19 protein-coding genes are annotated in these 23,252 nt (G+C 72.4%); 9 read left to right on the top strand and 10 right to left on the bottom strand.

Annotated elements, in window-relative coordinates:
- Window positions 1-27: 27 nt before the first annotated feature.
- Genes EV284_RS12615 through EV284_RS12600 form a run of 4 tightly spaced genes read left to right on the top strand, consistent with a single transcriptional unit; the run spans window position 28 to window position 5,490 of the window.
- A complete protein-coding gene (locus tag EV284_RS12615) occupies window positions 28-1,086 on the top strand; it encodes a LacI family DNA-binding transcriptional regulator (RefSeq protein WP_130333386.1) in 1,059 nt (352 codons plus the stop codon).
- On the top strand, window positions 1,083-2,615 hold the full coding sequence (locus EV284_RS12610) for a sugar ABC transporter ATP-binding protein (protein WP_130333384.1): 1,533 nt from the start codon (window positions 1,083-1,085) through the stop codon (window positions 2,613-2,615). The genes EV284_RS12615 and EV284_RS12610 overlap by 4 nt, the downstream gene beginning before the upstream one ends.
- Window positions 2,605-4,557: a substrate-binding domain-containing protein gene (locus EV284_RS12605; protein WP_130333382.1), complete on the top strand. Its 1,953-nt coding sequence runs from the start codon at window positions 2,605-2,607 to the stop codon at window positions 4,555-4,557. Before EV284_RS12610 ends, EV284_RS12605 begins: the two co-directional genes overlap by 11 nt.
- Window positions 4,558-4,587: 30 nt before the next feature.
- The gene (locus EV284_RS12600; RefSeq protein ID WP_130333380.1) at window positions 4,588-5,490 is read left to right on the top strand and encodes a ribokinase; all 903 of its coding nucleotides are present in this window, start codon (window positions 4,588-4,590) and stop codon (window positions 5,488-5,490) included.
- Between the two features lie 177 nt (window positions 5,491-5,667).
- On the opposite strand, the gene EV284_RS12595 is transcribed toward EV284_RS12600, so the two are convergent.
- The 4 genes from EV284_RS12595 to EV284_RS12580 all read right to left on the bottom strand — a co-directional run bounded on the left by EV284_RS12595 (window position 5,668) and on the right by EV284_RS12580 (window position 13,410).
- On the bottom strand, window positions 5,668-7,509 hold the full coding sequence (locus tag EV284_RS12595; RefSeq protein WP_130333378.1) for a glycoside hydrolase family 3 protein: 1,842 nt from the start codon (window positions 7,507-7,509) through the stop codon (window positions 5,668-5,670).
- A gap of 164 nt (window positions 7,510-7,673) precedes the next feature.
- Complete coding sequence (locus EV284_RS12590) at window positions 7,674-9,107, bottom strand: S28 family serine protease (RefSeq protein WP_130333376.1); 1,434 nt, start codon at window positions 9,105-9,107, stop codon at window positions 7,674-7,676.
- An 87-nt stretch (window positions 9,108-9,194) separates the two neighbouring features.
- Window positions 9,195-9,584: a hypothetical protein gene (locus EV284_RS12585; protein ID WP_130333374.1), complete on the bottom strand. Its 390-nt coding sequence runs from the start codon at window positions 9,582-9,584 to the stop codon at window positions 9,195-9,197.
- 106 nt (window positions 9,585-9,690) lie between these two features.
- Window positions 9,691-13,410, bottom strand: coding sequence for an ABC transporter ATP-binding protein (locus EV284_RS12580; RefSeq protein ID WP_130333372.1), 3,720 nt, complete (start codon window positions 13,408-13,410; stop codon window positions 9,691-9,693).
- A gap of 156 nt (window positions 13,411-13,566) precedes the next feature.
- Between EV284_RS12580 and EV284_RS12575 the strand changes: the two genes are divergently transcribed.
- Window positions 13,567-13,848 (top strand): hypothetical protein, encoded by a 282-nt coding sequence (locus tag EV284_RS12575; protein ID WP_130333370.1) that lies wholly within the window; start codon window positions 13,567-13,569, stop codon window positions 13,846-13,848.
- Here the strand turns inward: EV284_RS12575 and EV284_RS12570 are convergent.
- Both EV284_RS12570 and EV284_RS12565 read right to left on the bottom strand, forming a co-directional pair.
- Window positions 13,841-14,842 (bottom strand): esterase-like activity of phytase family protein, encoded by a 1,002-nt coding sequence (locus EV284_RS12570; protein WP_130333368.1) that lies wholly within the window; start codon window positions 14,840-14,842, stop codon window positions 13,841-13,843. The genes EV284_RS12575 and EV284_RS12570 overlap by 8 nt on opposite strands.
- Before the next feature lie 54 nt (window positions 14,843-14,896).
- Window positions 14,897-15,820, bottom strand: coding sequence for a serine hydrolase (locus EV284_RS12565; protein WP_130333366.1), 924 nt, complete (start codon window positions 15,818-15,820; stop codon window positions 14,897-14,899).
- 106 nt (window positions 15,821-15,926) lie between these two features.
- Between EV284_RS12565 and EV284_RS12560 the strand changes: the two genes are divergently transcribed.
- The gene (locus tag EV284_RS12560) at window positions 15,927-16,436 is read left to right on the top strand and encodes an Imm50 family immunity protein (protein ID WP_130333364.1); all 510 of its coding nucleotides are present in this window, start codon (window positions 15,927-15,929) and stop codon (window positions 16,434-16,436) included.
- A complete protein-coding gene (locus EV284_RS12555; RefSeq protein ID WP_130333362.1) occupies window positions 16,423-16,941 on the top strand; it encodes a hypothetical protein in 519 nt (172 codons plus the stop codon). The genes EV284_RS12560 and EV284_RS12555 overlap by 14 nt, the downstream gene beginning before the upstream one ends.
- Window positions 16,942-17,050: 109 nt before the next feature.
- Here EV284_RS12555 and EV284_RS32670 read toward each other — a convergent pair whose 3' ends face one another.
- Window positions 17,051-17,284, bottom strand: coding sequence for a hypothetical protein (locus EV284_RS32670; protein ID WP_242625663.1), 234 nt, complete (start codon window positions 17,282-17,284; stop codon window positions 17,051-17,053).
- Between the two features lie 15 nt (window positions 17,285-17,299).
- On the opposite strand from EV284_RS32670, the gene EV284_RS12550 reads away from it, so the two are divergent.
- Together EV284_RS12550 and EV284_RS12545 are read left to right on the top strand one after the other, a co-directional pair.
- A complete protein-coding gene (locus EV284_RS12550; RefSeq protein ID WP_130333360.1) occupies window positions 17,300-17,986 on the top strand; it encodes an alpha/beta hydrolase in 687 nt (228 codons plus the stop codon).
- 164 nt (window positions 17,987-18,150) lie between these two features.
- A complete protein-coding gene (locus EV284_RS12545) occupies window positions 18,151-18,954 on the top strand; it encodes an endonuclease (protein ID WP_130333358.1) in 804 nt (267 codons plus the stop codon).
- A 70-nt stretch (window positions 18,955-19,024) separates the two neighbouring features.
- On the opposite strand, the gene EV284_RS12540 is transcribed toward EV284_RS12545, so the two are convergent.
- Genes EV284_RS12540 through EV284_RS12530 form a run of 3 tightly spaced genes read right to left on the bottom strand, consistent with a single transcriptional unit; the run spans window position 19,025 to window position 23,204 of the window.
- Window positions 19,025-20,710 (bottom strand): thiamine pyrophosphate-binding protein, encoded by a 1,686-nt coding sequence (locus EV284_RS12540; protein ID WP_130333356.1) that lies wholly within the window; start codon window positions 20,708-20,710, stop codon window positions 19,025-19,027.
- A gap of 5 nt (window positions 20,711-20,715) precedes the next feature.
- Window positions 20,716-21,687, bottom strand: coding sequence for an agmatinase (gene speB / locus EV284_RS12535; protein ID WP_086691293.1), 972 nt, complete (start codon window positions 21,685-21,687; stop codon window positions 20,716-20,718).
- Between the two features lie 56 nt (window positions 21,688-21,743).
- Window positions 21,744-23,204 (bottom strand): sodium:solute symporter, encoded by a 1,461-nt coding sequence (locus EV284_RS12530; protein ID WP_130333354.1) that lies wholly within the window; start codon window positions 23,202-23,204, stop codon window positions 21,744-21,746.
- Window positions 23,205-23,252 lie beyond the last annotated feature (48 nt).

Below are 23,252 nucleotides of genomic sequence, written 5' to 3'. Positions count from 1 at the left end.
CGATTCCACAAGGAGGTGGAGCCGTCGATGGCGAGCATCAAGGACGTCGCCGCCGCGGCGGGTGTCTCCGTCGCCACGGTCTCGCGCGTGCTGAACGCCCATCCCTCGGTGAGCGCCGAGGCGCGCTCCCGCGTGCTGGCCGCCGTGGCCGCGCTGGGCTACCGGCCCAACGCCGTGGCCCGTTCCCTGCGCACCGACCAGACCCACGCCCTCGGCCTGGTGATCGGCGACGTGCTCAACCCGTACTTCACCGAGCTGGCCCGCTCGGTGGAGGAGGCGGCCCGCGCCCTCGGGTACAGCGTGATCATCGGCAACGCCGACGAGCGTCCCGACCTCCAGGACCACCACGTCCGCACCCTGCTGGACCGGCGGATCGACGGCCTGCTGGTCTCCCCGGCCCCCGGCGACTCCCCGCTGCTGCTGGACGCGGCCCGCGCGGGCACCCCGGTGGTCTTCGTGGACCGCTGGATCCCGGGCGCCGAGGTCCCGGTGGTCCGGGCCGACGGCCGGCGGGCGGTGCGGGACCTGGTGGCGCATCTGCATCTGCTCGGGCACCGGCGGCTCGCCATCATCGCGGGCCCGGCCGGGACCACGACCGGCAGCGAGCGGGTGGCCGCCTTCCGGGACGCGCTGGCCGCGTACGGGCTGCCGCTCACCGACGAGCTGATCGGCCACGGCGACTTCCAGGCGGCCAGCGGACGGCGGGTCACCGAAGGCTTCCTCGACCTGCCCGAGCCTCCCGACGCGGTGTTCGCCGCGGACAACCTGATGGCGCTGGGCGCGCTGGACGCGACCCGGGCCCGCGGGCTGCGGGTGCCGGACGACATCGCGCTGGCGGTGTTCGACGACATCGCGTGGTTCGTGCACACCGACCCGCCGATCACCGCCATCGCCCAGCCCACCGGCGAGCTGGGCCGGGCCGCGGTGCGCGCCCTGGTCGACCGGATCGAGGGGCGGGCCGCCGAGTCCGTGACCCTCGACGCCCGGCTGGTGGTGCGCCGTTCGTGCGGTGCCCCGGCCCCCGAACTGATTCCTCCCACGTCCCCCATGCGAAGGAGCACCCCGGTGCAGAGGAGCACACCGTGAGCGATCCCGACGAACTGCTGCGCGTCGAGGGCATCCGCAAGGCGTTCCCCGGTGTGGTCGCGCTGGACGGCGTCGACTTCGGGCTGCGCCGGGGCGAGGTCCATGTCCTGCTCGGCGAGAACGGCGCGGGCAAGTCCACGCTGATCAAGACCCTCTCCGGCGCGTGCCCGCCGGACTCCGGGCGCATCCTGGTCGACGGCACCGAGGTCCGGGTGCGCGGTGCGCGGGACGCGGAGGCCCTCGGGATCGCCACGATCTACCAGGAGTTCAACCTGGTCCCCGATCTGACGGTGGCCGAGAACATCTTCCTGGGCCGCCAGCCGCGCCGGTTCGGCATGGTGGACCGGGGCCGGATGGAGGCGGACGCCGAGGCCCTGCTGAAGCGGGTCGGCCTGGACGTCCACCCGCGCACGCGGGTACGTGAACTGGGCATCGCCCGGCTCCAGATGGTGGAGATCGCCAAGGCGCTCAGCCTGGACGCCCGTGTGCTGATCATGGACGAGCCGACCGCGGTGCTCACCTCCGAGGAGGTCGGCCGGCTGTTCGCGCTGGTGCGCTCGCTGCGCGCGGACGGCGTCGGCATCGTGTTCATCACCCACCACCTGGAAGAGATCGCCGCGCTCGGCGACCGGGTCACGGTGATCCGGGACGGCCGCAGCGTCGGTCAGGTCCCGGCGTCCACGCCCGAGGACGAGCTCGTCCGGCTGATGGTGGGCCGCTCGATCGAGCAGCAGTACCCGCGGGAGCGCCCCGAGCGGGGCGAGCCGTTGCTCGCGGTGGAGGGGCTGACCCGGGACGGCGTCTTCCACGACGTGAGCTTCGAGGTGCACGCCGGTGAGGTCGTCGGCATCGCCGGGCTGGTCGGCGCGGGCCGCACCGAGGTGGCACGGGCGGTGTTCGGCGCCGACCCGTACGACGCGGGCTCGGTGAAGGTGCGCGGCACCGCGCTGCGCCGGCACGACGTGGACGCGGCGCTGACCGCCGGGATCGGTCTGGTGCCCGAGGACCGCAAGGGCCAGGGGCTGGTGCTGGACGCCTCCGTGGCGGAGAACCTGGGCCTGGTGACCCTGCGTTCGGCGAGCCGGGGCGGGCTGGTGGACCGCAAGGGCCAGTACGCGGCGGCCGGGCGGATCGCCGAGCGGCTGAACGTGCGGATGGCGGGGCTCGGCCAGCACGCGCGCACCCTGTCCGGCGGCAACCAGCAGAAGGTCGTCATCGGCAAGTGGCTGCTGGCCGACGCCGAGGTGCTGATCCTCGACGAGCCGACGCGCGGTATCGACGTCGGCGCCAAGGTCGAGATCTACCAGCTCGTCAACGAACTCACCGCGGCCGGTGCGGCCGTCCTGATGATCTCCAGCGACCTGCCCGAGGTGCTCGGCATGAGCGACCGGGTGCTGGTGATGGCCCAGGGCCGGATCGCGGGCGAACTCGACGCCGCCGAGGCCACCCAGGATGCCGTGATGTCCCTCGCCGTGGGCACCCCCACGACCGACCCCAGTACCGAAACGGAGGCCCCCGGTGGCCACTGACACCCTCAAGAGCCGGGCGGACTCCGGCAGTTCCGCGGCGGGCGGTTTCGGCCGGCTGCTGCTCGACAACGGCGCGCTGACCGCGCTGATCGTCCTCGTCATAGCCCTGTCGGTGCTGTCGGGCGACTTCCTGACCACCGACAACCTGCTCAACATCGGTGTGCAGGCGGCCGTGACGGCGATCCTCGCCTTCGGTGTGACCTTCGTGATCGTCTCGGCGGGCATCGACCTGTCGGTGGGCTCGGTGGCCGCGCTGTCGGCGACCGTGCTGGCCTGGAGCGCCACCTCGCACGGCGTACCGGTCGCCCTCGCGGTGGTCCTCGCGCTCGCCACGGGCATCGCGGCGGGCCTGGTCAACGGCTTCCTGACGGCGTACGGGAAGCTGCCGCCGTTCATCGCCACACTGGCCATGCTGTCGGTGGCGCGGGGTCTGTCGCTGGTGATCTCCGGGGGCGTGCCGATCCCGTTCCCGGACTCCGTCTCCCACCTCGGGGACACCCTCGGCAACTGGCTGCCGGTACCGGTGCTGGTCATGGTGGTGATGGGGCTGCTCGCGGCGTTCGTGCTGGGGCGGACCTACATCGGCCGGTCGATGTACGCGATCGGCGGCAACGAGGAGGCCGCGCGCCTCTCCGGCCTCCGGGTCAAGCGGCAGAAGCTCGCCGTGTACGCGCTGTCCGGCGTGTTCGCGGCCGTCGCCGGTGTGGTGCTCGCCTCCCGGCTGTCCTCGGCGCAGCCGCAGGCCGCCGACGGCTACGAGCTGGACGCCATCGCGGCCGTCGTCATCGGCGGTGCCTCCCTCGCGGGCGGCACCGGCAAGGCGTCGGGCACGCTGATCGGCGCGCTGATCCTCGCGGTGCTGCGCAACGGCCTCAACCTGCTCTCCGTCTCGGCGTTCTGGCAGCAGGTCGTCATCGGTGTCGTCATCGCGCTGGCCGTGCTGCTGGACACCGTGCGCCGCAAGGCGGGCGCGACCCCGGTGGCGGCCGGTACCGGCGGCGGGAACCGGGGGAAGCAGGCGGCGACCTACGGGCTCGCGGCCGTGGTGACGGTGGCGATCGTCGGCGCGACCTCCTTCCTGCACAGCGGCTCGGCCTCCGCCGGTCCCAAGCTGGGCCTGTCGCTGTCGACGCTGAACAACCCCTTCTTCGTGCAGATCCGGGACGGAGCCCAGGCGGAGGCGAAGAAGCGGGGCGTGGACCTCACCGTCACCGACGCCCGTGACGACGCCTCCCAGCAAGCCGACCAGCTGCAGAACTTCACCAGCTCCGGCTACGGCGCGGTCATCGTCAACCCGGTGGACTCCGACGCGGCCGGCAACTCGGTGAAGGCGGCGGGCAAGGCCGGCCTCCCGGTGATCGCGGTGGACCGGGGGGTCAACAAGGCGAAGGTGGCCGCGCTGGTCGCCTCCGACAACGTGGCGGGCGGCGAGCTGGCCGCGAAGACGGTCGCGGAGAAGCTCGGCGGCAAGGGCAAGATCGTCGTCCTCCAGGGCCAGGCGGGCACCTCCGCCGCGCGCGAGCGGGCCGAGGGCTTCGCCAGGGGGCTGAAGAAGTACCCCGGCATCAAGGTGCTGGCCCAGCAGCCCGCCGACTTCGACCGGGCCAAGGGCCTGGACGTGATGTCCAACCTGCTCCAGGCCCACCCCGACGTGCAGGGCGTCATCGCGGCCAACGACGAGATGGCCCTCGGCGCGATCAAGGCGCTCGGCGCGAAGGCGGGCAGGTCCGTGCAGGTCGTCGGCTTCGACGGCACCCCGGACGGGCTGAAGGCGGTCAAGGACGGCAGTCTGTACGCGTCGGTGGCGCAGCAGCCGACCCAGCTCGGCCGGATCGCCGTCACCAACGCCCTCAAGGCGCTGGACGGCGGCAAGGTCGCACCGATGGTGAAGGTGCCGGTGAAGGTCGTCACCCGCGAGAACGTGGCCGGCTTCACCGGCTGACCGCGCCTCGATCCGTAAGGGAGCTTCTTGATGTACGACTACGACCTGCTGGTCGTGGGGTCCGCCAACGCCGATCTGGTGGTCGGGGTGGAGCGGCGGCCGGGTGCCGGGGAGACGGTGCTCGGCGGTGACCTGGCCGTCCATCCGGGCGGCAAGGGCGCCAACCAGGCGGTCGCCGCCGCCCGCCTCGGCGCCCGTACGGCGCTGCTGGCGCGGGTCGGCGACGACGGCCACGGCCGGCTGCTGCGGGACTCGCTCCGCTCGGCCGGGGTGGACACCGCGGCCGTGCTGACCGGCGGGGCGCCGACCGGGGTCGCGCTGATCACCGTCGACCCCTCCGGGGACAACAGCATCGTGGTCTCCCCCGGCGCCAACGCCCGCCTCACCGAGAGCGATGTGCGGGCGGACGTGCTGGCCGCGGCGCGGGTGGTGTCGGCGCAGCTGGAGATCCCGCTGGAGACGGTGACGGCCGTGGTGCGGGCGCTGCCCGAGGGCACCCGGTTCGTGCTGAACCCGTCCCCGCCGCGCCCGCTGCCGGACGAGGTGCTGGCCGCCTGCGATCCGCTGGTGGTCAACGAGCACGAGGCGCGGGTGCTGCTCGGCGACGGCGCGACCGGCGACGACCCGGCCGACCGGGCCCGGCGCCTGCTGGCCCTCGGCCCGCGCTCGGTGGTGGTGACGCTGGGCGCGAAGGGCGCGCTGGTGTGCGACGCCTCCGGCGTACGGGCGGTGCCGTCGGTGGCGGTCGCCGCCGTGGACACCACCGGGGCCGGGGACGCCTTCACGGCCGCGCTGGCCTGGCGGCTGGGCGCGGGCGAGGAGTTGCCGGTGGCGGCCGCCTACGCGGCCCGCGTCGGCGCGGCGGCCGTGACCCGGCGCGGGGCGCAGGAGTCGTACCCGACGGCGGCGGAGGTGGCGGCGCTGGACGCCTGAGAAAGTTTCGAGGGGGCGTCCCCGGTCCTGTGGACCGGGGACGCCCCCTCGGCTTTCCCCCTAAGTGCCGGAGCTTCGCAATCCCCCCACGGAATCCCCCCCGAAGCCCTGACGCGTAGTACGACACCGGATGGCGGCGAAGGGTTGCACGCCGGGGGGAGTTTTTTTCGCGGGCTCCTAGTAGCTCAGTCCGTGCCCGAGGGGATACAGCTCCTTCGCCGGGTCGTCGGCCCGGGCGACGGGCACCGGGAGCTTGCCGCGCGGCCTCACCCGGCCCGCGATCACCCGTGCCGCGGCCCGGAGTTCGACATCGGTCCAGCAGTAGGCGGCCAGGTGCGCCTTGACCTCGGGGAGCTGGGCGACGTCGTACGGGTTGCGGATCGCCAGCGCGATCACCGGCCGCCCGGTGGCCAGCAGGCGCCGGACCAGGGTGCGCTGGGAGCTGGACGCGGTCACGTTGTACGTGGCCACGATCACCGCGTCGGCGTCCTGGGCGGCGGTGACCGCCCTGGTGACGGCGTCCGCCGTGGGCGCGGTGCCGGTGGACAGGGCCGTGGCGGTGAAGCCCAGTCCGGTCAGCGCGGCGGCCAGTACGCCGGTGGGCGGGCCGGTGGTGCCGGAGGGGGAGGCCGGGTCGGCGCCGACGACCAGGACCCTCGGCTGCCTGCGCCGGTCCAGCGGGAGCAGCCGGCCCTCGTTGACCAGCAGGGTGGTGGTGCGGTCGGCGATGCGGGCGGCGGCGACGAGGTGCATCTTGTTGCCCACGGTCCGGTCGACGCCCGCCCGGGTGACGCCGGTGTTCTGGAAGAGGCCGAGCCTCGCCTTCATGCGCAGGATGCGGAGAACCGATTCCTCCACGCGGGCCTCGGTCAGCTCGCCGCTGCGGACGGCCGCCAGCACCGCGTTCCAGGCCACGTCCATGGACGGCGGGTTGAGCAGCTGGTCCACCCCGGCCTTGAGCGCGAGCACCGGCACCCGGTCGTCGCCGTACTTGGTGCGGACGCCCTCCATGCCGAGGGAGTCGGTGATGACCACGCCGTCGTAGCCGAGTTCGCCGCGCAGGATGCCGGTGACGATGGGGTGGGAGAGGGTGGCGGGGTCGCCGGAGGGGTCGAGGGCGGGGAACTGGATGTGAGCGGTCATCACGGAGTCGATGCCCGCGGCGACGGCGGCCCTGAACGGCACCGCGTCCAGCGTGTCCCACTGCTCCCGGCTGTGCGTGATGACGGGGAAGCCGGTGTGGCTGTCGACGGCCGTGTCGCCGTGGCCCGGGAAGTGCTTGGCGGTGGCCGCGACCCCGGCCGCCTGGTAGCCCTGCACCTCGGCCGCCACCAGGGCGCCGACGAGGGCGGGGTCGGCGCCGAAGGACCTTACGCCGATGACCGGGTTGGCCGGGTTGACGTTGACGTCGGCGTCGGGCGCGTAGTCCTGGTTGACGCCCATCGCGCGCAGCTCGGTGCCGGAGATGCGGCCGGCGTTGCGGACATCGGTGCGGGAGCGGCCGGCGGCGAGCGCCATGGCGCCGGGGAGCAGGGTGGCGGGCTTGCCGATCCGGCAGACGGCGCCGTGCTCCTGGTCGGTGGCGATGAGCATGGGCAGCCCGCGCGGCCGGGTCAGCGAGGAGCGCTGGATGCCGTCCGAGAGTTCGGCGATCTGGTGCGGGTCGCGGGTGTTGTGCGCCCAGGTGAAGTAGATGATGCCGCCGACCCGGTACCGCTCGATCAGCTCGTCGGCCGTGCGGACGCCGAGCTCCTTGAGGTTGGCGTCGATGTCCGCCTGGTCGGGGGCGGTGGCGGAGTGGCCGTAGATCCGGGAGACGAAGAGCTGGCCGACCTTCTCCTCCAGCGTCATCCGGGCGATGACCGCGCGCAGCGCCGTGTCGTCCGGGGCGGCGGCGTGGGCCTTCCCGGAGGCGGCGGGGACGGCGAGCGCGGCGCCGAGGCCGGCCGCGCTCGCGAACAGGGACCGTCTGGAGGGTCCCGCGGTGTTTCCCGTGCTTCCCGTGCTGGTGTGGTGCACGTGCGCCCCTTCCGGAGGAGAGAACCGCTGAAGGAAACTTTCGGAAGTCACCAATATCCGGGAAGTTTCTTTCCGTCAAGGGAACTCACGGGGCATCACCCACCGCGCCCGCAGACGGCGAAGGGGGCGCCGGACGAGATCCGGCGCCCCCTCCCCCTGCTGTCCTACGGGCGCAGCGCGGGCTCGCGCTCCACGTCCCGTACGTCCAGCCGGCCGTCGAACCGAGCCAGCGGCTTCGCCGCCGACGGGTCGGCCTGGACCGCCGGGGACGCCACCCCGGCCCACTTGAGGATGCGGGCGGTGGCGAAGGCCCGCTCGTCGGCGACGAGTCCGGCGACGTTCGCGCCGTGGTTCATGCCGGGCGCGGTGAACACGTAGGAGTCACGGGCGCCCGCGCCGGGGCGGAAGCGCTCCGAGCCCCACGGGTCGTTCTGCCCGTACACGAAGAGCATGTGCCGGGCGTCGTGCCGGACCCAGTTGTCCACGTCCCGCATGGCGCCGTGCTGGAAGCGCATCGGGATGGAGCGGGGCACGAAGTTGCGCGGCGGCTGGTAGCCGTAGCGGATCAGCTTCCGCTCGATGTGCGGGAAGTGGATGGTGGGCGCGCCGAGCTGGGTGCCCGCCTGGTAGTAGTACGGCGTGTACTGCTCGAGGCCCTGGTCGGTGTAGGCGGAGAAGCCGGAGATGGTGTCGACCGAGTCCCAGATCGCGTCGTCGGTGGCGGTGGCGGCGCCGGACGGGATGGAGTCGCAGTCGGCGAGGCCGCTGTACTGCCAGAAGCCCCACACGTAGTCCAGGACGACGGCCTCGTACGCCTTGTCCAGGGAGCCGATGGTGGTGAAGGTGTAGCCGTTGTCGGCGGCGTACTGGGCGTAGCGCTGCTCCAGCGGCTTGCGGCGGACGAGCGCCTCGCGCTGGACGGCGTTGAGCTTGTCGCGGCACTCCTCGGTGCCGACGCGCTCGAAGAAGCGGTCGTAGGCCGAGTCCTCGTCGTTGACCACGTCGTTGGGGGCGACGTAGGCGACCACGCCGTCCATGTCGCGGGGGTAGAAGCGCTCGTAGTAGGTGGCCGTCATGCCGCCCTTGGAGCCGCCGGTGGCCAGCCAGTTGGCGGAGTACAGCGGCTTCAGCGCCTCGAAGACGCGGTGCTGGTCGCTCGCCGCCTGCCAGATGTCCAGCTTCGACCAGTCGGCCGGCGCCGGGCGGGACGGGGTGAAGAAGCGGTACTCCAGCGAGACCTGGTTGCCGTCCACGATCTGGGTGGGCTCGCGGCGGGACGGCGTGGTGGAGACGTTGTAGCCGCCGGTGTAGAAGACGGTCGGGCGGCTCACGTCCTTGTGCAGCACGGTGATCCGCTGCTGGAAGGTGCCCCGGTCCGGGTGCCGGTGGTCGACCGGCTGGGTGAAGTTCAGGACGAAATAGCGGTAGCCGGTGTACGGCTTCTCCTCCACCAGGCTGATGCCGGGTATCGCCAGCAGCCGGTCCTTGATGTCCGTGGGTGCCTGCGGTGCGGTGGTGGCCGCCCCCGCTGTGCCCGCCGTGCCCAGTGTGCCGATGAGCACCGTGAGCGCCAGCAGCCATCTCAGCGCCTTGCGCATGCGCACTCTCCCCTGTGAGACAGATGTCCGCCGGAAGCTATCCGAGCAACTGCCTTCACACCAGAGGGGATTGGCCGGTTCGTGCGATCAGCACAGAATCCAGCCGGAGGCGACGGCGCCCCGGCCCGCCGCGCCGCGCACCTTGACGCACCGGTGCCCGGCGTGGACGGTCACCGGCCCGGCGTGGTGCCGGTAGCGGCCCTGGTCGGTCACCGGCCGGTTGCCGCGCGCCTGCACGCTGACCAGCAGGAGGCCGGAGCCGGACTTCTTGGCGACCGTGGTGGCGCACACGTAGCCGTTGCTCCGGTAGAGGTGGACGGTGCCGGTGCGGAACGGCAGCGCGCGCACCTCGCGGCCCGCGCACCGCCCGCTCGTCGCCGCCTCGGCGGTACCGGGAGCCGCGAGGGCGAGCCCCCCGGACAGGGACAGCGCGGCCGCGCCGAGTGCCGCCCACCGCCGTATCGCCCCACCGTCCACCGCTCGTCCTTCCCCGCCCCGTGGGCACACTTTTGCGATCTACGTACTGATGTACGGACGCTTCGGATGTGCCGGATGGTTGCGCGGCCCCCGGCGATCGTGCCCCTCAGGAGGTGACGCCGACCGGCTCCTCCGGCTCCGACTGGCCGATGAAGGTCCGCCACATGTCGGCGTAGCGGCCGTCGCGGGCGAGGAGTTCGGTGTGGTGGCCGTCCTCCACGATCCGGCCGTGCTCCATCACGACGACCCGGTCGGCGCGCGCGGCCGTGGTCAGCCGGTGCGCCACCACCAGGGTGGTACGGCGGCCCGCGAGCCGGTCGGTGGCCTGGTTGACCTGCGCCTCGGTGGCCAGGTCCAGCGCGGCGGTCGCCTCGTCCAGCAGCAGGACGTCGGGGTCGACCAGCTCGGCGCGGGCCAGGGCGATGAGCTGGCGCTGCCCGGCCGAGAGGTTGCGTCCGCGCTCGGCGACCTCGTGCAGGTAGCCGCCGTCGAGGGTGGCGATCATCTCGTGCGCGCCGACCGCCCGCGCCGCCGCCTCCACCTCCGCGTCGGTGGCGTCCGGCCGCCCGTACGCGATGGCGTCCCGGACCGTGCCGGGGAACAGGTACGCCTCCTGCGGCACCACCCCGAGCCGGTGCCGGTAGGAGGTGAGGTCGAGCGCGCGCAGATCGGTGCCGTCGGCGGTGACCCGGCCCGAGGTCGGGTCGTAGAACCGCGCGACCAGCTTGACCAGGGTCGACTTGCCCGCGCCGGTCTCCCCGACGAACGCCACGGTCTGCCCGGCCGGGATGGCGAGGTCGATCCCGGTGAGCGCCTCCTCCTCGTCGCCGTAGGCGAAGGACACGTCCTCGAAGGCGATGTCGCCGCGCAGCGAGAGCACCTCCAGCGGGGCGTCGGCGGCCCCGGTGGAGGCCGGTTCGCGCAGCAGCTCCTGGATGCGGCCCAGCGACACCGTGGCCTGCTGGTAGCCGTCGAAGACCTGGGACAGCTGCTGCACCGGGGCGAAGAACAGGTCGATGTAGAGCAGGTAGGCGACCAGCGCGCCCGTGGTCAGCGTGGCCGCCTCCACCCGCCCGGCGCCCGAGACCAGCACGGCGGCGGCCGCGACCGAGGACAGGAGCTGCACGAAGGGGAAGTAGAGGGAGATCAGCCACTGCCCCCGGATACGGGCCTGCCGGTAGGACTCGCTGCGCTCGGCGAACCGGCGCCCGCCGTCCCGCTCGCGGCGGAACGCCTGCACGATCCTCAGGCCCGCCACCGACTCCTGGAGATCGGCGTTCACCACCGACACCCGCTCCCGCGCCAGCTCGTACGCCTTCACGCTGGCCCGGCGGAAGAAGAAGGTGGCGAGGACCAGCGGGGGCAGCGTGGCGAACACGACCAGCGCGAGCTGGACGTCCAGCACGAGCAGGGCGCCCATGATGCCGAAGAAGGTGACGACCGAGACGAAGGCGGTGACCAGGCCGGTCTGCAGGAACGTGGACAGCGCGTCCACGTCCGTGGTCATCCGGGTCATGATCCGGCCGGTCAGCTCGCGCTCGTAGTAGTCGAGGCCGAGCCGCTGGAGCTGGGTGAAGATCTTCAGACGCAGCGCGTACAGCACGCGCTCGCCGGTGCGGCCGGTCATCCGGGTCTCGCCGTACTGCGCGGTCCACTGCACCAGCACGGTGAGCAGGCCGAGCAGGGAGGCCGCCCAGACCGCGCCGAGGGCGGTACGGGTCACGCCCTCGTCGATGCCGTGCCGGATCAGCACCGGCAGCAGCAGGCCCGAGCCCGCGTCGACGGCGACCAGCGCCAGGCTGACCAGCAGGGGACGCCCGAAGCCGTGCAGCAGCCGGCGCAGCCCGTAGGAGTCCTCGGCGCGGACCGCGCGGGCCTCGTCCACGTCCGGGGTGTCGGTGGCCGGGGGCAGCGCCTCCACCTGGGCGAGCAGCTCGGGGGTGGCCGGGGCGCCGGAGAGGGTCTGCTCCCGCGGTGTGCGGTCGCCGGTCCACAGCCGGGGGGTGACCCCGCGCTCGGCGTCGAACTCCGCGTCCAGTTCGTCGCGTACGGAGGTGTCCTCGGCCTGCTCGGCCGGGCGGGCGTGGCCCGGCGAGGGGGCGCCCAGCTCGTCGGGGTCGGTGAGCAGCCTGCGGTAGAGCGGACAGCTCTCCTGGAGCTCCTCGTCGGTGCCGAGGCCGACCAGGCGGCCGCCGTCCAGTACGGCGATGCGGTCGGCGAGGCTGAGGGTGGAGCGGCGGTGGGCGATGAGCAGGGTGGTGCGGCCCGCCATGACGTGGGCCAGCGCCTCGTGGATCTCGTGCTCGACCCTCACGTCCACCGCCGAGGTGGCGTCGTCCAGCACCAGCAGGCGGGGGTCGGTGAGCAGGGCGCGGGCGAGCGCGAGGCGCTGGCGCTGGCCGCCGGAGAGGGTCAGGCCGTGTTCGCCGACCTTGGTGTCGTACCCCTGGGGCAGCTCTCGGACGAACCGGTCGGCCTGGGCGGCGCGGGCGGCGGCCTCGATCTCGTCCTGGGTGGCGTCGGGGCGGCCGTAGGCGATGTTCTCGCGGACGGTGGCGGAGAACAGGAAGGAGTCCTCCGGGACCAGGCCGATCGCGGCGCGCAGCGAGTCCAGCGTCAGCTCGCGCACGTCGTGGCCGCCGACCAGGACGGCGCCGTGGGTGACGTCGTAGAAACGCGGCAGCAGCAGGGAGAGGGTGGACTTTCCGGAGCCGGAGGAGCCGACGACGGCCAGCGTCTCGCCGGGGCGGATCTCCAGGGTGAGCCCGTCGAGGACCGGCCGCTCGGCGTCGTAGCCGAAGGAGACGTCGTCGAACTCGACGGAGGCGGGGGCGTCGGCGGGGAGGGTCTTGGTGCCGTCCTTCAGGGACGGCTCGGTGTCGATCAGTTCCAGGACGCGCTCGGTGCCCGCCCGGGCCTGCTGGCCGATGGTGAGCACCACGGCGAGCATCCGGACCGGGCCCACGAGCTGGGCGAGGTAGGTGGAGAAGGCGACGAAGGTGCCGAGCGTGATGTGCCCGCGTACCGCCAGCCAGCCGCCGAGGGCCAGCATCGCGACCTGGCCGAGCGCCGGGACGGCCTGGAGGGCCGGGGTGTACTTGCTGTTCAGCCGGATGGTGCGCAGCCGTCCCGCGAACAGCCTGCGGCCGACCTCGCGCAGCTTCCCGGTCTCCTGGTCCTCCTGCCCGAACCCCTTCACCACGCGTACGCCGCTCACCGCGCCGTCGACCACGCCCGCGACGGCGGCGGCCTGGGCCTGGGCGTACCAGGTGGCGGGGTGCAGCCGGGTCCGGCTGCGGCGGGCGATCCAGCCGAGGGCGGGGGCGACCGCGAGCGCGACCAGGGTCAGCGGGAGCGACAGCCAGGCCATGATGCCGAGCGAGATCAGGAAGAGCAGGACGTTCCCGATGGTCATCGGGAGCATGAACAGCAGCCCCTGGATGAGCTGGAGGTCGCTGGTGGCCCGGCCGACGACCTGCCCGGTGGACAGCTCGTCCTGACGGCGGCCGTCGAGCCGGGTGATCGTGTCGTACATCCCGGTACGGAGGTCGTGCTGGACGTCCAGGGCGAGCCGTCCGCCGTAGTAGCGGCGGACGTAGGTGAGGGCGTAGATCAGCAGGGCGGCGGCGATCAGGGCGCCCGCCCAGGGGGCCATGTCGCGGGTGTGGTCGCCGATCACGTCGTCGATGATCACCTTGGTGACCAGCGGGACCACGGCCATGACGGCCATCCCGCCCAGCGAGGCGCCCAGCGCCAGGACGACGTCCTTCGGATGGCGCCAGGCGTATCCCGCCAGCCGTCGCGCCCATCCTTGTTGCGGTCCCACGCGGGTGTCCTCCGTCGCTCTGCCTGATCTTCCGTGAGGCACAAACGCGGGGGCGCAGGGGGGTATTCCGGGCGGAGGTGCGCCGCCCGGCGGGCGAGCCGTCCCGGTCTGTGCTGGAATGCGACGCGTCGTACGGACTCTGCGCTGGAGGCGGTCATGGACAAGGGCAACATCGACGTGCCGGACGCGGCCGACCTGGACGCGGCGGCCCGGCGGTACTGCGCGTCCCAGGGGTGGTCGCTCCCGGACGGCGGCTACCCGGTACGGCCGGCCGACCTGCACGGCGCGGAGGATCTGCGGCGGGCCATCCACGCGGTGGGGCGGGGGCGGCGCGATCCGCACGACGCGATCCGGCGGCATGTGGAGGAGAGGGCGCGGGCGCTGGGGCTGTCCGCACAGATCCCCGCGGACTGGAACGCGGACGGGAGTCTCAGCTGAGGCGGACGCGGAGGCGGTAGAGCCGGGTCGTCTGGGCCGGGTTCTGGTTGTCGTCGCTGACGAGGAGCACCTCGAGGGCCTTGTGGCCGCCGCCCGTGACGGTCATCCCCTCGATGTTGTCCAGCAGCGGGTTGGGCTGGGGCTGGCGGGCGGTCGCCCCGAGGGCGGGACAGTCGGCGAGGTCGGCCAGCCGGGTCTTGCCCATCGGGCGTACGCCGGGCTGGCCGGTCAGGTGCTGGACACGGGACGTGTCGGTCGCGTGGCGGGGGTCGGCGAGGCTGAGCCGGACGGTGTTGCCGACGCCCGCCTCGAACCCGCGCTCCAGCACGAGGAGGCGTCCGTCGGGGGTGGCCTGCACCTCGGGCACGCCCAGACGGGGGTCGTCGGTGCGGTACGCGTACTGCGCGCCGAGGCGGAAGCGGCCGTGGTCCCGCGTCCAGGTCTGGAAGCGGACGGTGCCGGGGGCGTCGCCGGCGAGGGCGTACTCCATGGAGGCGAGGAGGGTACGGCCGCCGGGGAGGAGGGTGAGGCCCTCGAAGGTCTGGTTGGCGGTGGCGCGGCCGACGGGGGCGACGGCGAGGTCCGGCGGGACGGGGAGCCGTTCCAGGAGCTCGCCCTCGCGGGAGTAGCGGCGTACGGAGGGCTCGGTCTCCGAGGTGACCAGTCGGGTGCCGTCCCGGTCGACGGCGAGTCCCTCGGAGTCGAGGTCGCCGGGGAGCGTCACGGCTCCCGCCGGTCCCCGGGCGTCCAGACGGAACAGGGTGGAGCGGTCCGAGAGCGCGGCGAGTGAACCGTCGCGGTCGACGGCGAGGGCGGAGAGGTTGCCCACGTAGCGGCCGTCGTAGGTGGTCTTGTCGAGGGCGTCGGAGAAGCCGTCGATGGCGACGGAGGCCGAACAGGCGTGTGGTCGCGAGGTGTTGGCGCCGGCGTTCGCGGTGCCGGTGGCGGCGAGGGTGGCGGCGGCGAGGGCCGCGAGCAGGTTCCGGGTGCGCATGCCGGTCACCGTAGGGCGTGCACGGTGACCGGCGGGAGAGCGCCCGGTGAAGGATCAGCCCTGCGGCGGGGTCGCGACGAACGCCTCGCGGGGGGTGCTGGTGGGGACGTAGACGGCGGACTTGGACGCCGTCGGAACGAGGTCCCTGTGCACGGCCTTGGCGATGTTCTGGATGGTGGTGACGCCGTAGTCCATCGTGCTGTTGTCCTGGGTCAGCACGGTGATCGTGTAGTCGTGGCCGCCGCCGTTGAAGGTACCGAGGCTGTGGACGCGCCAGCCGTGGGTGGAGCGCTGCAGCCAGCCGTTCTTGACGTGCACGGCGACGGTGGAGGGGGCGCCGGCGGGGGTGCCCCAGCGCTGGGAGGAGACGACATTGCCCATCAACTTCAGGATGTAGGCACGGGAATTGTCGCTCAGCACGGTGTTCTTGGCGGTGACGAGCTTCAGCAGCTTCTGCTCGTCCGTGACGTTGATCTGGGTCAGGCCCCAGTAGCCGTTCGCACCCGGCGTCGTCTTCGTCATCCCGGCGGCCGTGAGGAAGCTCTTGATCTTCGCCACGCCGAGCTGCTTCCACAGCTTGCTGGTCGCGGTGTTGTCCGACTTCGTGATCATCGCCGTGGCCAGCGAGGTCTCGGTGCCGGTCAGGTACCGGTTGTGCTTCTTCGCGTCCCACAACAGGGTGGCCAGCACGGTGACCTTGACGGTGCTCGCCGAGTCGTAGGAGCTGGTCGCCCGCGAGGTGCACGTCGTCTTCGTGCCCGCCTCGTACACCCCGAGCGCCACACTTCCCTTCCGCGTGGCGAGCGCGGCCCCGATGTCCTTGGTGAGCTTCGCGGCGAGCCCGTCCTTGGCGGAGGTGCAGGTGACCGCGGTGGCGGCGGATGCGGGGGCCGCGCCGACAACGGGCACGAGCAGCGCTGCGCCCAGCACAGCAGCGAGCGCGCCCTTGCGGGCGCGGGGTGATATCCGATGCGTCATGCACGGATTGACTCCTGGGGAGGGGGGAGGGTTGCACTGGTGTTCGTGAAGGTCCCCGTAGGGTCTTCAGATCGGCCGGCCCGCGGCGGACAGGAGGGCACCCGGCATGCGCCACGGACGCCTGCGGCACATCGTGAACCCGCAGCAGCTCACGGGTCTTTACGGGCGGCTGCCGGAGCTCTCCGAACGCCTGCGGGTCCGCTCCTTCACCATGGACTGGCGCGGGCCGACGCTGACTCTGCGGGTCGACCTGCCCGAGTTCCCCGCCGAACCGCCCCAGGAGTGGCGGGATGCCGGGTTCGACACCGTCCAGTGTCATCTCCAGTACCTGGCGGTGGAGCAGCTGGCCGTCCGCCTGTGGACGCCGCCTGCCGTCGGGGATCTCGCGGTGAGCGCACCGGACGCGTTCCGGCGGCTGCGCGTCCGGCTCCGCGGTGCGGGGGTTGACATGACGTTCGGCTGCAGCGACTCGGTGCTCGTCGGGCACGTGAGCGCCTTCACCAGGGTCGGCGACGGGTCGGACCCAGGTCCGCGTTCCTTTGTGAACCGGGTCGACACGCGCCGTCACAGCACGCTGCCCGAGCCCTGGGAGAGGAGTTACTTTGAGCAGCTCTGACTGCCGACTCCACTACGTCCACATCGACGAGCGAGGTGACTCGGTCACCCTCGGGTTCGACGCCGGACCGACCTCCGGGACGGAGCGTTTCGAATTCTACCTCCTCTTCACCGGGGTGGTGGACCTCCACGTCAGCGGCTGGACACCGCCGGACGCCCAGGAGATCCTCATCGCGCCCGACCGAGAGGGGGGTTACGCCGTTTCGCTGGGCCCGCAGCGCTCGGGAGTCCGGTTCCGCGCCACCGCCGTCGAAGTGGCCCGCACCCGGACCTACTTGGCCTTCGCCGAGGAAGCGCGGCCTGCCGACTCCCGGCGGACAGGGGAAGCGTTGGGTGAGCTGGCCCTCGGCCGGCTGTACGACGACAGCCTGGCCCTCGGCGCGCGGCTTGGCTGGGCGAAGCTGGTGATCACGCTCGGCGGGGGGATCGTGGACGCATTCCACCCGGACGACCCGATCCGCCCGGAGCTTCGGGGATGGCCGGCCCCGAGTCCCGATGTCCCCTGACGGCCCGGAGGATGCGGGGAGAAGGAAGCCGGCTTCGTGGACCCGCGGCACAGCGCGAAGGTGCACCTGTCGGGAGCGGCGGTCCGCGGGCTCGAACGGGGCGTCCTCGTCACCGCTGCGCAGACCAGGGAGTGAGCGGGTGTGCGCCAGGACCGGTCCGCACCAGGAGGCGGAGCGCCCGTTCCGAGGCCGAGCCCGGCTCCGCCGTGTACGTGATCACGCGCTGACCCGCAGGGGACGGGAGGGTCAGGGTCTCGAAGGTCAGGTCCAGTGGGCCCGCGGTCGGGTGGGCCCTGAGCCCGGACCGGTTGACCCCGGAGGGGACCCCGGCGCCCGGGAGCACCGCTACCGTGGCCCCATGGTCAACTTCGTACTCGTACCGGGCGCCCGCCTGGGCGCGTGGGCCTGGAACGACGTCGTGCCGCACCTGCGGGAAGCCGGTCACGGCGTCCACCCGCTGACGCTCTCCGGTCTCGCCGAGAAGCAGGGGCTGCCGGCCGGGCAGCAGACGCACGTCCAGGACATCGTCGACGAAGTCGTGGGGCGGGATCTGCGCGAGGTCGTCCTCGTGGGACACAGCTACGCCGGGGTCCCGGTCGGCCAGGCCGCGGAGCGGATCGGGGACCGCCTGGCGCACACCGTTTTCCTCGACTCCAGCGTCCCGGCCGACGGCGAGTCCTTCGCCGGCCATTGGCCTGAGCTCGAAGCCTCCCTCGCCAGCAACGACGGCTTCTGGCCGCCCGCCCCCGCCTCCCACTTCGCGGGCCACGACCTCACCGAGCAGCAGATCGCCCGGATCGTGGCCGGCTGCACGCCCCACCCGGGCCGCACCCTGACCGAGCCCGCCGCACTGACCGGACCGCTCAGCACCCTGAAGGCGACCTACGTCCTGTGCGCCCCCGGCGGGGAAGAACCCGACGACGAGGTGGCCCGGTTGGTGGCCGACGGCCACTGGCGGCTGGTCCGCATGGACACCGGCCACTGGCCGATGTTCTCCCGGCCGCGCGAACTGGCCCGGGTGCTGCTCGACACGGCCGGGGAGTGACTCCGGGGGGACGGGGTCGGCCGCCGCCATGCCAACGGACGCTCACGACAGGCGACATGCCGGTTCTCGACACACAACGGTCACTTCCCCTTCACCGTCATTCATACATGTTCATGTCACGCTCTGGTTGTCGGCTCAATCAACCCGCGTAGATCGGCCCCCACATGTCCGTGACGCACATACCCCGTTGGAAGGCCCCGGCACTGGCCGTCTCGGCCCTGCTCGTCGGCCTCACCCTGCCCACGGCGACCGCCTCCCCGGCGAGCGCGACGACGACCTCGTACGACACGACGTACTACAAGAACGCCGTCGGCAAGACGGGCGCGAGTCTCAAGTCCTCGCTGCACACCATCATCAGCAGCCAGAGCAAGATCTCGTACGCGGCGGTCTGGGACGCGCTGAAGGTCACCGACCAGGACCCGAACAACAGCAACAACGTGATCCTGCTGTACAGCGGTGTCTCGCGCAGCAAGTCCCTCAACGGCGGCGACGTCGGCGACTGGAACCGCGAGCACACCTGGGCCAAGTCGCACGGCGACTTCGGCGAGGTGACCGGTCCCGGCACCGACCTGCACCACCTGCGTCCGGCGGACGTGTCGGTCAACAGCGTCCGCGGCAACAAGGACTTCGACAACGGCGGCAGCGCGGTCAGCGGCGGGGGCGGCAGCCTCACCGACTCCGACTCCTTCGAGCCGCGCGACGCGGACAAGGGCGACGTGGCCCGCATGATCCTCTACATGGCGGTCCGTTACGACGGCGGCGACGGCTTCGCCGACCTGGAGCCCGACGAGAAGGTCAACAACGGCAGCGCCCCGTACATGGGCAAACTGTCCGTCCTCAAGCAGTGGAACGACCAGGACCCGCCGAGCGCCTTCGAGGAGAAGCGCAACCAGGTCATCTACGACACCTACCAGCACAACCGCAACCCGTTCATCGACCACCCGGAGTGGGTGGACGCGATCTGGTAGACGCACGACAGCGGTGAACCCGCCCCCGCGCGGGGGAGGTTCACCGCTGCCCGGCGTCCGGCGCGGCCGGTCAGTCCAGGTGGGTCGGCGCGAACATCCGCAGGACCGCGGGGAGCACGACCACCGAGGGACCGGGCGTCGCCAGCGCCTTCGCCAGGTCCGCCTCCAGGGTCTCGGGGCTCGTGCGCACGCCCGGCACCCCGAAGGACTCGGCCAGCGCCACGTAGTCCGGGCGGGTCAGTTCCGTCGCCGTGGCCTGGCCGAAGGCGTCGGTCATGTACTCGCGGAGGATGCCGTAGCCGCCGTCGTCCACGATCAGCCAGGTGACCGGCAGGTCGTACTGACGGGCCGTGGCCAGCTCGGCGATCGAGTACAGGGCGCCGCCGTCGCCGGTGACCGCGAGGACCGGGCGGCTCGGGTCCGCCGCCGCCGCGCCGAGCGCCGCCGGGAAGCCGTAGCCGAGGCCGCCCGCGCCCTGGGCGGAGTGCATGGTGTTGGCGCCGCGCGGGTCGAAGGCGGACCAGGCCCAGTAGGCGAGGATCGTCATGTCCCAGAAGGACGGCGAGCCGGCCGGGAGCGCCCGGCGCACGGACGCCAACACGTCCTGCTCCAGCGTGAGTTCCTGCCCCGCGATGCGGTCGGCGATGCGGCCGAGCACGTCCCGGACCCGCTCCGGCGCCGCGGCGTCCGTCCGCTCGGTCACCGTCTCCAGCAGCGCCTGGAGCGCGAGGCGGGCGTCCGCGTGGATGCCCAGCGCCGGGTGGTTGGACTCCAGCTTGCCGAGGTCGGCCTCGATCTGGACGACCCGGCCCCGCGGCTTGAACGTGTGGTAGTTCGAGGAGAGTTCACCGAGCCCCGACCCGACCACCAGCAGGACGTCCGCGTCCTCCAGCAGGTCGGTCATGTGCCGGTCCTCCAGCCAGGACTGGAGGGAGAGCGGGTGCTCCCAGGGGAAGGCGCCCTTGCCGCCGAAGGTGGTCACCACGGGGGCGTCCAGCTTCTCCGCCAGCTGCCGCAGCTTGCCCGAGGCGTCGGACCGTACGACTCCCCCGCCCGCGATGATCGCCGGGCGCTGGGCGCGGGACAGCAGGTCGGCCGCCACCGCCGTGAGCTCGACGCGCGGGACGAGTTCCTCCGGGGTCGCGTCCGGGGCCGTCACCACGGGCAGCGAGGTCTCCGCCAGCAGCACGTCCTGCGGGATCTCCACCCACACCGGCCCGTGCGGGGCGGTCAGCGCGGACCGCCAGGCCTCCGCGACGGCCGACGGGATCTGCGAGAGCGAGCGGACCGTGTGAACCGACTTCACAATCCCTCGGAACGACGCCGCCTGATCCGGGAGTTCATGCAGATAACCGTGTCGGCCACCGCCGAGCCCGGCCGTGGGGATCTGGCTGCTGATCGCCAGGACCGGCGCCGACGCCGACGCCGCCTCCTGGAGCGCGGCCAGCGAGGTCAGCGCGCCCGGCCCGGTGGAGAGCAGCAGCGGCGCCGCCTCCCCGGTGATCCGGCCGTACGCGTCCGCCGCGAAGCCCGCGTTGTTCTCCACCCGCAGACCGACGTAGCGCAGCGAGGAGCGGCGCAGCGCGTCGAACATGCCGAGCGCGTGCTGGCCGGGCAGCCCGAAGACGGTCGTCGCGCCGAGCCCGGCCAGCGTCTCCACGACCAGGTCGCCGCCGTTGCGCCCCGGCGGGGGATTCAGGGCCGCCTCCGTCTGCGCCTCGGTCGGGCGGAGTTCCAGGTCGTGGTCGTGCGTCACGTCGCTTACGCGTCCTTCCGGGCCGCCGCGATCTGACGGCTCATGATGGTGGTGAGTTCGTAGGCCGTGTGCGAGGCCGCGACCGAGGTGATCTCGGCGTGGTCGTACGCCGGGGCGACCTCGACCACGTCCGCCGAGACCAGGTTGCACGAGGCGAGCCCGCGCAGGATCTCCAGCAGCTCGCGGGAGGTCATGCCGCCCGCCTCGGGGGTGCCGGTGCCGGGGGCGTGGGCCGGGTCCAGGCAGTCGATGTCGATGGAGATGTACAGCGGGCGGTCCCCGATGCGCTGGCGGAGCTGGTCGGCGACCTCGTCCGCGCCCCGGCGGTAGACGTCGGCGGAGGTGACGATGCCGAAGCCCATCTTCTCGTCGTCGGTGAGGTCCTGCTTGCCGTACAGCGGGCCGCGCGTGCCGACGTGGGACAGCGCCTCGGTGTCGAGGATGCCCTCCTCCACCGCCCGGCGGAACGGCGTGCCGTGGGTGTACTCGGCGCCGAAGTACGTGTCCCAGGTGTCGAGGTGCGCGTCGAAGTGCAGCAGCGCGACCGGGCCGTGCTTCTTGGCGACGCTTCGCAGCAGCGGCAGCGCGATGGTGTGGTCGCCGCCCAGGGTCATCAGGCGGGCGCCGGTGCCGAGCAGGTCGTCGGCGGCGGCCTCGATGGTGTCGACGGCCTCGTTGATGTTGAACGGGTTCACCGCGATGTCGCCGCCGTCGGCGACCTGCGCGAGGGCGAAGGGGGAGGCGTCCTGCGCGGGGTTGTACGGGCGCAGCAGCCGGGACGCCTCGCGGATGGCGTTGCCGCCGAAGCGGGCGCCCGGCCGGTACGAGACACCGGAGTCGAACGGCACGCCGACCACGGCGACGTCCGCGCGGCCGACCTCGTCCAGCCGGGGCAGCCGGGCGAAGGTCGCGGGGCCCGCGTAGCGCGGGACGCGGGAGGAGTCGACGGGCCCGCGGGGCGTCTCGGAGCTGCTCATCGTGAAATGCCTTCTTCCTTGCGCTTCGTCGCGCATGTACTGCTTTCCGTACGACTCTACTGGTGAGCCGGTACCGGTTCGGACGGGAGTTCGGGGGACTTGCCGGCGAGGCGGTCGCGCCAGACGGCGAGGACGCGTTCGTCGGTGGGCCGGGTGGCCAGGGAGACCACCAGGTAGGCGGCGAGGGAGGCGAGCAGGCCGTAGTAGACGGGCTCGTTGGCCAGGATGCCGTAGCCCGCCATCAGGCCGATCACCGCGGCGCCGCCGACGATCACGGCGGCGAGCGCGCCCTGCACGGTGCCGCGCTTCCACAGCAGCCCGCCGAGGATCGGCACCAGCAGCCCGCCGACGAGCAGGTTGTACGCGACGGTCAGCGCCTCGACCACGTTGTTCAGCGCGATGGCGGTGCCGATCACCGCGAGGCCCATGATCAGGATGAAGACGCGGTTGCCCCTCACCTCGTCGTGCTCCTCGCCGCCGGGGCGGACGATGCCCCGGAGCCGGGACCAGATGTCGTTGTTGGCGACGGTGGCGCAGGCGATCAGGGCGCCGGATGAGGTGGACATCACGGCGGCGAGGGCGGCGGCCAGCACCAGGCCGCGGACGCCGATGGGGAGTTCGTCCTTGACGATGGTGGCGAAGGCGTCGTCCGGGCTCGCGAGCTTGGGGTAGAGCACCTTGGCCGCGGTGCCGATCACCGAACCGGCGACGGCGTAGACCAGGCAGTACGTGCCGGACGCGGTGCCGCCCCACTTGGCGGTGCGGTCGTCGCGGGCGGTGAACACGCGCTGCCAGATGTCCTGGCCGATCAGCATGCCGAAGGTGTAGATCAGCACATAGGTGAAGATCGTCTCGCCGCCGATGCCCAGCGGGTCGAAGTACGAGGTCGGCAGCTTGGCCCTCATCCCCGAGAAGCCGCCCGCCTTGACCACGGCGATGGGCAGCAGCAGGAGCAGCACGCCGATGGTCTTCACCACGAACTGCACCATGTCGGTGAGCGTGATCGACCACATGCCGCCGAGGGTGGAGTACGCCACGACGATCGAGCCGCCGAGGACGATCGCCAGGGTGCGGTTCATGTCGAACAGCACGTCGAAGATGGTGGCGTAGGCGATGGTCGAGGTGACCGCCAGCATCAGGGTGTACGCCCACATGACCACGCCGGAGATGACCCCGGCCCGGCCGCCGTAGCGCAGGTCCAGCATCTCGGAGACGGTGTAGACCTTCAGCCGGGCGATGCGGGCCGAGAAGAACACCGACAGGGCGAGCAGGCCGAGGCCGATGGTGAAGACCATCCAGGCACCGGAGAGGCCGTACTTGTAGCCGAGGCCGACCCCGCCGATGGTGGACGCGCCGCCGAGCACGATGGCGGCCATGGTGCCGGAGTACATGACCGGGCCCAGTCTGCGGCCGGCCACCAGGAACTCGCTCTTGGACTTGGCGCGGCGCATGCCCCACCAGCCCATGGCCAGCATCCCGGCGAGATAGACGACGATCACTGTGTAGTCGACGGCCATGGGCTGGGGCCCTCCTTCGCGCGCTTGTCCGGTGGCGTGTCGTGCGGT

The sequence above is a fragment of the Streptomyces sp. BK022 genome, from assembly GCF_004217355.1.
Classification (GTDB): Bacteria; Actinomycetota; Actinomycetes; order Streptomycetales; family Streptomycetaceae; genus Streptomyces; species Streptomyces griseoluteus.
Note: the sequence above shows the minus strand (reverse complement) of the source record. Positions and strands in the feature narration are given on the sequence as shown.